This is a genomic window from Ruegeria sp. BF7 (genome assembly GCF_056538605.1).
In genome coordinates this window covers 134918-145015 of sequence record NZ_JBQFTM010000009.1, presented here as the reverse complement: position 1 = coordinate 145015, position 10098 = coordinate 134918, and the positions used below count along the sequence as shown (strand labels likewise).

Annotated in this window: 12 protein-coding genes; 10 read left to right on the top strand and 2 right to left on the bottom strand. The window is 59.1% G+C overall.

Annotated features, from left to right (window positions below; genetic code table 11):
• The coding region (locus ACR0IK_RS17285) for an EF-Tu C-terminal domain-related protein (protein ID WP_371832347.1) at positions 1–80 on the top strand (80 nt) is incomplete at its 5' end.
• A 592-nt stretch (positions 81–672) separates the two neighbouring features.
• On the top strand, positions 673–1338 hold the full coding sequence (locus ACR0IK_RS17280; protein ID WP_480642440.1) for a Crp/Fnr family transcriptional regulator: 666 nt from the start codon (positions 673–675) through the stop codon (positions 1336–1338).
• Here the strand turns inward: ACR0IK_RS17280 and rpe are convergent.
• The gene (rpe, locus tag ACR0IK_RS17275; RefSeq protein ID WP_480593793.1) at positions 1335–2021 is read right to left on the bottom strand and encodes a ribulose-phosphate 3-epimerase; all 687 of its coding nucleotides are present in this window, start codon (positions 2019–2021) and stop codon (positions 1335–1337) included. The genes ACR0IK_RS17280 and rpe overlap by 4 nt on opposite strands.
• Positions 2022–2184: 163 nt before the next feature.
• Here rpe and phnC point away from each other — a divergent pair, with 163 nt between their 5' ends.
• The 5 genes from phnC to ACR0IK_RS17250 all read left to right on the top strand — a co-directional run bounded on the left by phnC (position 2185) and on the right by ACR0IK_RS17250 (position 6922).
• A complete protein-coding gene (gene phnC / locus ACR0IK_RS17270; RefSeq protein WP_480642438.1) occupies positions 2185–3006 on the top strand; it encodes a phosphonate ABC transporter ATP-binding protein in 822 nt (273 codons plus the stop codon).
• A 65-nt stretch (positions 3007–3071) separates the two neighbouring features.
• Entirely contained in the window at positions 3072–3974 is a 903-nt protein-coding gene (gene phnD / locus ACR0IK_RS17265) for a phosphonate ABC transporter substrate-binding protein (RefSeq protein ID WP_480642436.1), read from the top strand.
• 65 nt (positions 3975–4039) lie between these two features.
• On the top strand, positions 4040–4921 hold the full coding sequence (gene phnE, locus ACR0IK_RS17260; RefSeq protein WP_480642435.1) for a phosphonate ABC transporter, permease protein PhnE: 882 nt from the start codon (positions 4040–4042) through the stop codon (positions 4919–4921).
• Positions 4918–6285, top strand: a complete 1368-nt coding sequence (gene phnE, locus ACR0IK_RS17255; protein ID WP_480642434.1) for a phosphonate ABC transporter, permease protein PhnE — start codon at positions 4918–4920, stop codon at positions 6283–6285. The genes phnE (ACR0IK_RS17260) and phnE (ACR0IK_RS17255) overlap by 4 nt, the downstream gene beginning before the upstream one ends.
• A 22-nt stretch (positions 6286–6307) precedes the next feature.
• On the top strand, positions 6308–6922 hold the full coding sequence (locus ACR0IK_RS17250; protein ID WP_480593788.1) for an LbetaH domain-containing protein: 615 nt from the start codon (positions 6308–6310) through the stop codon (positions 6920–6922).
• 159 nt (positions 6923–7081) lie between these two features.
• Here ACR0IK_RS17250 and phnF read toward each other — a convergent pair whose 3' ends face one another.
• Positions 7082–7792: a phosphonate metabolism transcriptional regulator PhnF gene (phnF, locus tag ACR0IK_RS17245; RefSeq protein WP_480593787.1), complete on the bottom strand. Its 711-nt coding sequence runs from the start codon at positions 7790–7792 to the stop codon at positions 7082–7084.
• 103 nt (positions 7793–7895) lie between these two features.
• Between phnF and phnG the strand changes: the two genes are divergently transcribed.
• The 3 genes from phnG to ACR0IK_RS17230 are packed head-to-tail and all read left to right on the top strand — an operon-like array spanning position 7896 to position 10024.
• Positions 7896–8354 carry a phosphonate C-P lyase system protein PhnG gene (phnG, locus tag ACR0IK_RS17240; protein WP_480642433.1) on the top strand — a complete coding sequence of 153 codons (459 nt, stop codon included), beginning with the start codon at positions 7896–7898 and terminating at the stop codon, positions 8352–8354.
• Entirely contained in the window at positions 8354–8929 is a 576-nt protein-coding gene (gene phnH, locus ACR0IK_RS17235) for a phosphonate C-P lyase system protein PhnH (RefSeq protein ID WP_480642432.1), read from the top strand. Before phnG ends, phnH begins: the two co-directional genes overlap by 1 nt.
• A 3-nt stretch (positions 8930–8932) precedes the next feature.
• A complete protein-coding gene (locus tag ACR0IK_RS17230; RefSeq protein WP_480593784.1) occupies positions 8933–10024 on the top strand; it encodes a carbon-phosphorus lyase complex subunit in 1092 nt (363 codons plus the stop codon).
• Positions 10025–10098: the final 74 nt, after the last annotated feature.

The window sequence follows — 10098 nt, the reverse complement described above, 5'->3', positions numbered from 1 at the left end:
TGGAAGACGGCCTGCGTTTCGCCATCCGCGAAGGCGGCCGCACCGTCGGCGCCGGCGTCGTGTCGAAAATCATCGAGTAAGACGCGTAAGCGAGTACTCTAAGAAAGGGCGTCCCTCGGGACGCCCTTTTTCAATGCGCGACCCTGCGGATTAATCCTGTCTTCATCATTTGGAAAAGAAGCGACCCCATTTATGCCTTGAGGCAAAGAGCGCGGGATCTGAACCACGCCATTTGTTCTCGTGTTGCAATCACATCCGCTTGAACGCATCAAGAACCCGACTGCGCTCGGGTTGATACGCCAAGGGGTCAGAAGATGGGGATAACCATGTTTGGGCTTCAGTTCGTACATTACGGCACACGCATCCTGCACAGCAAAGATCTGGATGACATGCAGACGGCTATATTGGATGAAGAGGGTGTCGAAGGCGGTGCAGGCGGATTACGTCCAGGCAAAAGGGTTAAGCTGACAGCCTGCTATTCAGAACATTCGAACAAGCATGCACCCCAGCGGCGTTTGTATTCCAAGTAGACCTTCGCTTTTTCCGATACTTGACGCCCGGTTCGGGAGTTGCACAGAAACCTTCCATACCGGGTAACGGCGTGTCTAAACTCACCATGCTCCCTTAACAGCGTACCGCACTATGCGGTGCGCAAATTAGACGAGGCACGGTATGGTGGGTTTGGACCTGTTGGTGAATGCGGCGAATGTCTTTTACCTAATTTCCTATTCGGTCCGAGACATTTTCTGGTTGCGGGTGCTGACGGTGATCGGGGCGCTGATCCTGTTGCCGTACTACTATTTGCAAAGCACGCCGCTTTGGGCTCCGATCGGGTGGAACCTGTTCTTCACGGGCATCAACATCTTTTGGATCATACGCCTGTTGTTGGAACGTCGACCGGTGCCATTTACAGATACAGAACGGCACCTGTACGAAACCGCGTTGCGCAATTTCAGCGAACGTGACGCGTACAATCTGCTTAAGTCGGGCGTCTGGAAAACCGTCCCGGCCGGGACAAAGCTATTGACACAGGGCGCGCCCGTTCCGAGCCTGTCGCTGATCGTAGACGGAGAAGTCGGCGTCGAAGTGAATGGCAATCATGTCGACACGCTGGGTGAGGGGCGCTTCCTCGGCGGGACGGCGTTTCTGAGCGGAGATCAGGATTTTACGGCGCCGGTGACCGTGACGGCGCTTGGGCCGTCACGTGTCATAGATTGGGACATGCCCGATCTGAACGCTGAACTTCGGAAACAGCCAGACCTGGCGATTTCCATAGAAGCGAGCCTCGGGCTTGAAATCTCGCGCTTTCTGCAAACGGCGAGAGTGCAGATCCCTTAGAGCGCGGATTCAGCCGCGGCCCGAACGGCGCGGATGTTTTCACCGTAAACTTCGGGATTGGACACCGACCCGCCTTTGAAAACGGCCGACCCGGCGACCAGAACATCTGCACCTGCGGTCGCCACCAGAGGTGCGGTCTGCGGATCAACGCCGCCGTCGATCTCGATATGCACCGGGCGGTCGCCGATCATCTGGCGCAGCTTGCGCACCTTGTTAGTCATGTCGATGAACTTCTGGCCGCCGAAACCGGGGTTCACGGTCATGACGCAGACAAGGTCGGTCAGGTCCAGCAAATCCTCGACTGCCTCGGCCGGGGTGCCGGGGTTCAGCGCGACACCGGCCTTCATACCAGCGGCGCGGATGGCCTGCAGGGTGCGGTGGGTGTGCGGTCCGGCTTCGACATGGGCGGTCAGGATATCCGCACCCGCGTCCGCATATGCCTGAATATAGGGATCGACAGGCGTGATCATCAGGTGCACGTCCATCACTGTTTTCACATGCGGGCGGAACGCTTTAACAGCGGGCGGGCCGAAGGTCAGGTTGGGGACGAAATGGCCGTCCATCACGTCGACATGGACCCAATCGGCGCCTTGGGCTTCGATGGCCTGAATCTCTTGCCCGAAATTGGCGAAATCGGCGGACAGGATTGACGGGGCGATCTTGATGTTGCGGTCAAAGCTCATGGCGGCCTCGTAAAAGCTGGAGAGTCGCGGTCGCGTATACCTGTGCCGCGCTGCAAAGGGTAGCCCCCGCGACCTGCGCACAGTTACAAAACTTTCACCACTCTGACACACAGCCGTTGAATGGCTTCTGTAGCTGACCGCCAACACGAATTGGGGGTAGCACGTGCTGCGGATCGAGAAACTGACCAAACGGTTCGGCGACAATACTGCCGTGGATGCGGCGACGCTGGATGTGGACAAGCCATGCATGATTGGGATCATCGGTCGGTCGGGTGCGGGCAAGTCCACCCTTTTGAGGATGATCAATCGCCTGACGGATTCCAGCGGCGGTCAGATCCTGTTCGAAGGGCGTGATATCACCCAATTGAAAGGTCGTGAAAAACGCGCCTGGCAGGCCGACTGTGCGATGATCTTCCAGCAGTTCAATCTTGTACCGCGTCTGGATGTGGTCTCGAACGTGCTGCACGGCACGCTGAACCGCCACTCGACGCTGGCGACCATGTTCAACCTTTTCCCGATGGATGAGATTCACTGCGCCATCGACATTCTGGACCGTCTGGGCATTGCCGAGCACGCCCCCAAGCGTGCCGAGGCGCTGTCAGGCGGTCAGCAGCAGCGTGTCGCCATTGCACGTGCCCTGATGCAGGACCCCAAGATCATTCTGGCGGATGAACCCATCGCCTCGCTGGACCCGATGAACGCGCAGGTAGTGATGCAGGCGCTGCGTCGCATCCACGAAGAGGACGGCCGCACCGTCATCGCCAACCTGCACACGCTGGACACCGCGCGCCGCTATTGCGACCGCGTGGTCGGCATGCGCGACGGGCGCATTGTTTTCGATGGGCTGCCCGAACAGCTGACCACCGGCGTTGCCCGCGAGATTTATGGCGCCGATGCCAGCTTCTCGGAAGAGGCGACATCGACCGAGATCGAAACTCTGGATGCCACCCAGAAGGCCCTGATGGAAGCCGAAGCCACCATCTGAGCCAACCACCCCCTTTCATTGCCCGGTCCGGTGAAAGGCCGGCATATCAAACTGGAGAGAGACAGATGAAAAAACTTATTGCTGCCCTTGTTGCGACCACCGCACTGGCCGTGCCGGTCATGGCCGAAGAAATCAGCGAATTCCGCATCGGCATTCTGGGCGGTGAGAATGCCCAGGATCGACTAAACAACAACGAGTGTTTGCGCGTTTACACCGAAGAAGCGCTGGGCGTTCCGACCAAACTGTTCGCACCTGCCGACTATAACGGTGTGATCCAGGGCCTGCTGGGCGGTACCATCGACGTGGCCTGGCTGGGTGCGTCGGGTTACGCCAAAACCTACCTGTCTGACCCCGAAGCGGTTGAGCCGGTTCTGGTCAAGGTCAACACCGATGGCGGCTTTGGCTATTACTCGGTTGGGTTTGCCCGCAAGGATAGCGGCATCACCTCGCTGGAAGACATGAAGGGCAAGGCTTTTGGGTTTGGTGATCCGAACTCGACCTCGGGCTATCTGATCCCGTCGATCGAAATTCCTGCTGCAATTGATGCAACCATGGAATCGGGCGACTACTTCGGCGACGTGAAATTCACTGGCGGTCACGAGCAGACCATCGTTGCGGTCAACAGCGGCGACGTTGATGGCGGCGTGACCTGGGCCGACGGGCTGGGAGAATGGGAAGACGGCTACCAGTCGGGCGCCCTGCGCCGTGCTGTGGATGCCGGTCTGGTCGATATGAACGACATGGTCGAGATCTGGAAATCCAAGCCGATCCCGGAAGGTCCTGTTGTGGTTCGCAAGGCACTGCCGGAAGATGTCAAAGCCAAGGTGACCGCACTGTGGGACACGCTGAGCGAGAAAGACCAGGATTGCTTCTACGGTGTGGCTGCAGGTGAGGCCAAGAGCTTTGATCCGATCACGCATGACGCCTACGAAGTCATCATCGAAGCACGCAAGCTGAAGTCCAACTAATCTTGCATATCCAATGATCGGGGTCCGGTGAAAAACCGGTCCCCGTTTCCACTCAGGAGCATTCCATGACAGACCTGACTGTTGGGTCCTCGACCGTCAATCAGATCCGCGACGACTACACCGCGATGGCGCGACGCAAGAGGGTCTATGGTGGTATCCTTCTGATCCTGTTCGTGGCCATGATGGCTGCTGGATTCCGCACGGCTGATGACCGCAACGCAGGCGGGTTCATCGACGGCTGGCATCGCATTCTGGACTATCCGGCCGAAGTTTTGTCGGAGGCATGGGAAATGATCGCGGAAATGCCATCGCATCTGGTCACGTTCTTCCCGGCGTTGGTCGAGACGCTCAATATCGCGGCCGCGGCGACATTGGTCGGAACGATTCTGGGAACGATTTTATCGCTGATGTCCACTCGGGGCATGGCCTATTGGCCGTCGCTGATCCCGCTGTTCCGCCGAATTTCAGATGTTTTTCGGGCAATCCCAGAAATCGTCATCGCGCTGGTCCTGATCTTCATCCTGGGCGGTGGTCCGGTGCCTGCGATGATCGCAATTGCGATCCACACGGCGGGAGCCCTGGGTAAGCTGTTTTCCGAGGTTAACGAAAACGCTTCCCTGAAACCCGTTGAGGGGCTGCAATCGGTTGGCGCCAACTGGTCGCAGCGCATGTATCTGGGCGTGATCCCGCAGGTCGGGCCGAACTATGTCAGCTATGCCCTGTTGCGGTTCGAGATCAACATCCGCGCCTCGGCCATTCTGGGATTTGTCGGTGCCGGAGGTCTGGGTTATGAGCTTCGCAATGCGATGTCCTGGGGGCAGGGGCGCTATGACGAAGCGGCCGCCATTTTCATCCTTCTGTTCGTCACAATCGTCGTCGTGGATCAAATATCGGGCTATCTGCGCGACCGTCTGGCCCATGGGTCGGAAAAAGGAGCCACGGCATGAGCACCTTCGCAACCAACCTGACCATTGATGAGCTCAAGGCCGAGGCGGGTTGCATTTTCAACCGCAAACGGCTGGTGAATTTCGGCCTGCCTGCGCTGGTTCTGGCCTATCTGGTTTACGTATTCATTGTTTTTGACGTGCCGGGGCTGGCTGCGCGGGCGAATTGGGAAAACGGCAAGACGCTGGTGGCGGACAGCTACAGTTACAAAACTCATGTCGAACGAGACAACCGCTCCGGTGAAGTGTTTGCCGCCATCGAGGGCGAGCGCAAGGGCGCTTACCCCGAGGGGCAGACCCCGGACTGGGTGACGTTGGGCGAGACAACTGTGATTGATCTGGAAAACGGTCACGTCGTGCGTTTTGGTCCCGAAACGGTCGAGTTTGACATTCCCGGCTATGGCACCGTTCGGGCAACGCCTTCGCGATCGGCAGGGGTGCAGGCGGAAATGCCCGCGGGTGACGTGCCAGAGTGGATCAGCGTGTCCAAGAACCGCTTGGCGGTAACCACGGATGCGGGCCGCCTGACCGTAACCCGAAACCGGTCCGAAGTGTTCCGCTATTTCACCGGGTGGGAGCTGTTTTGGTTCACGCTCGACAGTCCGTATTACGGCAAGCCCTTCCCTGAATTGGCTGGACGGGCCATGAACGGTGAATCCGGTGCCATTCTGAACGATTTCTGGACCAACAAGATGTGGCGGCATCAGGACGTGGCCTGGGCTATCTTTGAAACCATCCTGATGGCGTTTCTAGGCACCTTCGGTGCGGCCATGGTCGCCCTGCCGCTGGCCTTTCTGGCGACACGCAACTTCAATCCTGTGAAAGCCGTGCGTTTTACGACCCGCCGGGCGTTCGACTTTGTCCGTGGCGTGGATGCCCTGATCTGGACCGTGGTTCTGGCTCGCGCCTTCGGCCCCGGGCCGCTGACCGGAGCCTTGGCCATTCTCGTTACTGATACCGGCACCTTCGGTAAGATTTTCTCGGAAGCGCTGGAGAACGTGGATAACAAACAAATCGAAGGCGTGCAGTCCACCGGCGCCAACGCACCACAGCGCTATCGGTTTGGCGTGATCCCGCAAGTCACGCCGGTGCTGCTGAGCCAGTTGCTCTATTTCCTCGAATCCAACACCCGCAGCGCCACCGTTATCGGCGCGATCACCGGCGGTGGGATCGGTCTGCTGTTGACACAGGCAATCATCACCCAAAAGGACTGGGAAGAGGTGGCTTATTACATCGTCCTGATCATTTTGATGGTGATGATGATGGACTGGTTCTCGGGCTGGCTGCGTCGACGTCTGATCCAGGGCGAGAAGGAAAAAAAACGCAAGCCGCGTGGCGTGAAAACAAAGCCACAGCGGTTGGCTTGACCCGCAACCAAGGACCACGACAATGCCGCGCCTGCGCCCGGACCAGCCGTTCATTCACCCCGAATGCCAGATAACGAACAGCAGCTTTGGAGAATATGTCGAGGTCGGCGCAGGCAGCCGCGTCGCGAACTCGGTCTTGGGGGATTACTCCTATTGCGACCGAACCTGCGATATTGCCAATGCCGAGATTGGAAAGTTTGCAAATATTGCCAGTTTCACGCGGATCGGAGCAACGGATCACCCGATGGAGAGGGCGTCTCAGCACCATTTCCTGTACCGGTCCGCAGATTACTGGGACGATGCCGAGAACGATCAGGACTGGCTTGCCCATCGTGCCAGCCGCAAGGCCGTGATCGGTCATGACACATGGATCGGCCACGCAGCGATCATCAAGCCGGAGGTGACAATCGGTCATGGCGCTGTGGTGGCGTCAGGCGCTGTGGTGACCAAGGATGTTCGTCCGTACACCATTGTCGGTGGTGTGACAGCCAAACCGATCCGCCGCCGGTTCCCAGAGGGTATTATCGACCGGATGCTGGCTTTGGCCTGGTGGGACTGGGACAATCAACTCCTGCGAACCGCATTGCTGGATTTCCGGTCACTTACCGCCGAAGCCTTTCTTGAAAAATACGAATAAGCCTGTTGTGCCAGGGAAGGGAATCGCACCCGCAGGCGCATCGGCTGCGCCGATCCCCCTTGGCGGCTTTGGGCCCGGCGCCGCGCAATGCGCGGCGCTACGCCCAACGGGATGAGGCCTCCGCACGGAGGCCGAGGACGGGCGGGAGGGCTTCGTTTTCTAGTCGTCGTTCAACGTCAGTGTCACCCGTTCACCGGCAAAAGCAGTGCGCCCGTACTCAACGGGAACTCCTGACAAGTCGGCATTCACTCCGGTTGAAAACAGCACCGGTGCGCCTTCAGGCAATTGCAGATGCAGGGCTTGCGTTGCTGTTGCCGCTCGCGCCGTCAGGCGGGTTGAAACGCGGGTGTAATCCGAGACTCCGCAGCGTTGAAGCGCTTTGGTCACGGATTGTGAATCTAGCAACGCCTCCAGAATGTCGGGTAAGCGGTCAGCTGGAAAGATGCTCTGAAACAGGGCAATGGGTTGACCGTCGGCCAGCGACAACCCGTCATACACATGCACTTTATCGCCCGCTTTCAGCTGCAACGCTTCGGCTTCGGTGTTATCCGCCGCTCGTGTCGTCAGTGAAAGGATCGTCTTGCCGGGTATCTTGCCGCTGGCCGAGACGCTCTTGTGGTATCTGACCCGTTTGCCAATCGGGTAATCGGTCGGGCGCGCCGCAATAAATACGCCTGCGCCGCGCCTTGGGTGCACCAGGCCTTGTTCTGCCATATCCGCCAACGCGCGTCGCACCGTGTGCCGGTTTACCCCGTGCTGCGCAGCCAGTTGCGCCTCGGTCGGCAGGCGGTCTCCGGTGTTGTAGCGCCCCTCGGCGATGTCCGAGGTCAGGCTCAACGCGATGCTTTTCCAGACCGGTGTTCTGCTCATGTCACCAAACTTTCACAGTATTTCGGATTGCGAGACTCACTTTCGGGATGTAATATTTGTCTAGTTGTATAGTTCAATTAGACAACCCGGCCAAGAGGATTCGATGGCGGAATACCAAGAAAAAGCGATTGCCGCGCGCAAGGACTGGATGGGCTTGCTGGCCCGTGCCCCCGAGCAAGCGTTGATGGAGTTGTGGGGTGAGGTTGGCACGCCTCCCAGCTTTGACTGGCTTCGCAGCCCTGAGGTTGGCGGCGTAATGGTGCGGGGGCGGACAGGCGGCACGGGCGTACCGTTCAACCTTGGTGAAATGACTGTCACGCGGTGTTCGCTGGCGCTGAAAGACGGAACGGTTGGGCACGGCTATGTTCAGGGCCGGTCGAAGCGCAAGGTCGAGGTTGCAGCGCTGATCGACGCAATGATGCAGACCGGTGCAGCCGAGGATATTCGCGCCCGAGTGATCACACCACTTAGCCAACAGATGCAGGCCGCCAAGACCGCCCGGGCCGCGAAAGCGGCGGCGACGAAGGTCGAGTTCTTTACGCTGGTACGGGGAGAGGATTGATGAGCGCGCAGACCCAGTTCTCGGGCGGGTTCGAAAACGCACCGATCGATGCAGCCCACGCATTTCGTGCTGCGATGACAGTATTGGCGCGGCCGGGTGAGATCCGCTGGATTTCGGGTGCTAAGCCGCCAGCGCCTCTGTCCGCAGCGGCGGGGACTTTGCTGCTGACTTTATGCGACCCGGATACCCGGGTACATCTGGCGGGCGACTTGGACACGGACGCTGTGCGCCAATGGCTGACCTTCCACACCGGCGCGCCGGTTGCAGAGACGTCCGAGGCGGATTTCGCCGTTGGAACATGGCTGGCACTTGGAACACTGACCCAATATCGCATCGGAACACCAGATTATCCTGACAGGTCCGCAACACTGATCGTCGAATGTGACGACCTGCAACAGGAAGGCGCTGTACTGACCGGTCCGGGTGTACGGGATACAGCGCAGCTGTCCTTACCGGACGTGCCCGTGCTTCAGGCCAACGCAGCGCTTTATCCCTTGGGCTGCGACTTTTTCTTCACCTGCGATAACAGGCTTGCGGCTCTACCTCGCAGCACACAGATCAGGGCAGGGGATTAGGCGATGTACGTAGCAGTCAAAGGTGGTGAGAAAGCCATTGAAAACGCCCATGCCTGGCTGGCTGAGGAGCGTCGCGGCTCGACCGACATTGCCGAACTGAGCATCGCCCAAATCCGCGAACAATTGTCGCTTGCGGTGAACCGGGTGATGGCTGAGGGGTCTTTGTACGACCCGGACTTGGCAGCGCTCGCGATCAAACAGGCACGTGGTGATTTGATCGAGGCGATCTTTTTGATCCGTGCCTACCGCACTACCTTGCCCCGGTTCGGCTATTCCGACCCGGTGGAAACCGGAGAGATGAACTGCGACCGCCGCATCTCGGCCACGTTCAAGGATGCGCCGGGCGGGCAGATATTGGGGCCGACCTTCGACTACACGCACCGATTGCTGGATTTCAAACTGGCGGCCGAGGGTGAGGTTCCTGCCGCATCCGAAGCACAGCCGCGTGTGGAGCCGACGCCGCATATCACCGAGTTTCTCAAGGGTGAGGACATCATTCAGGATGAGCCGGTCAGCAGCGAAACCCCGGGCGATCTGACCCGCGAGCCGATGGAGTTTCCGGCTGGTCGCCCGCTGCGCCTGCAATCGCTGACCCGAGGGGACGAAGGGTTCGTGCTGGGTATGGCCTATTCAACCCAACGCGGCTACGCCCGCAACCACGCCTTTGTCGGTGAGCTGCGCATCGGCAAGGTCGCGGTCGAGATGGAAATCCCCGAACTGGGCTTCGCCATCGAGATCGGCGAGGTCGAGTTGACCGAATGCGAAACCGTCAACCAGTTCAAGGGCTCAAAAACCGAACCGCCCCAATTCACCCGTGGCTACGGGCTGGTCTTTGGCCAGTCGGAACGCAAATCCATCGCCATGGCTCTGGTTGACCGTGCGCTGCGCTGGGAAGAACTGGGCGAGGACAATGTGGGCGCCCCCGCGCAAGACGAGGAGTTTGTCCTGAGCCACGCCGACAACATTCAGGCCACCGGATTCCTCGAACATATCAAATTGCCGCACTATGTGGATTTCCAGTCCGAACTGGAGTTGGTCCGCAAGCTGCGCCGCGAGGCTGAGGAACGGATCACGCCGAGGGAGGCTGCAGAATGATGTCAGGGACCAGATCGTTCAACGCTGGTGTTTTCCGGAATTACACTTGCTTCCGCTTTTCGGGATCGGGCGCT